This is a genomic window from Campylobacter sp. 2018MI13, from assembly GCF_018501135.1.
Classification (GTDB): Bacteria; Campylobacterota; Campylobacteria; order Campylobacterales; family Campylobacteraceae; genus Campylobacter_E.
The window spans coordinates 1-822 of sequence record NZ_JAHCZC010000161.1; the positions used below are offsets into that span (position 1 = coordinate 1).

At 24.1% G+C, this 822-nt stretch carries 1 protein-coding gene; it reads right to left on the reverse strand.

Annotation, left to right across the window (positions count from 1 at the left end; translation table 11 throughout):
* Window positions 1–811 (reverse strand): lysozyme inhibitor LprI family protein (locus tag KJQ99_RS09440; RefSeq protein WP_214150673.1); only part of this gene is annotated, 811 nt, incomplete at its 3' end.
* Window positions 812–822 lie beyond the last annotated feature (11 nt).

The following is an 822-nucleotide window of genomic DNA, read 5'->3' on the forward strand; positions in this document are numbered from 1 at the left end:
TCGTAAAAATTCTTTGTGTAAGCTCATGAAAATCTGTTGATATTTTTATTCTATTAGATTTTTTTATGACATCTAACAGATTTTTATTTTTAATAGGATGATTGCAAAAATCTTTTTCTATAAACAATATATTTCCAAATTCTCCTGATAAGGCTAAATAATTTTTATCATCTAAAACTACATCGCCAATAGTTATATTTTTGTGTTTTTTTATGTATTTTTTACCCTTAATTTTACTTGCAAAATAGAGCTCTCCATTTTTATCAACTTCATAAAAAGAATAACTCACATCATTATCAACACCATAGATATTATCACGCCCTATATCTTTATAAACTTTTCTATCAAGCCCTAAATCCCAGCAGTATTTAAGAGTGTCTTTTACTTCTTGGCTTGCGTAATGCTTAGCATCTACAATTTTTGGCTTTATTTTTATATCTTTGTATCTAAAAAAATTTTGCCAAAAATTATTTATTGATATCTCTTCGCAATCTACTGTGCATTTACGCTTATAACAATCAGTTGAGTTTTCTTGAATTATTTTTATATGTTCTATTAATTCTTTAGGATAGGTTTTTGAGTTTTCAAGCAAGGTGTTAAACTCTTTTATTCTAGTTTTATAAGAATTTATAATGCAATTATTATCATCTTTGCAATTACTAATGTTTTTTAAAAATTCATCTTGGTCTTGTCTTATTTCTTTTGTAATATAAGGAAAGCTTTTATAAATACTATCTAGCTCTATTTTTAACTTATTTATTTGATATGAATAAATATTTGTAATTAGTAAAATCATTAATATTTTAAACATAACTCTCCTTT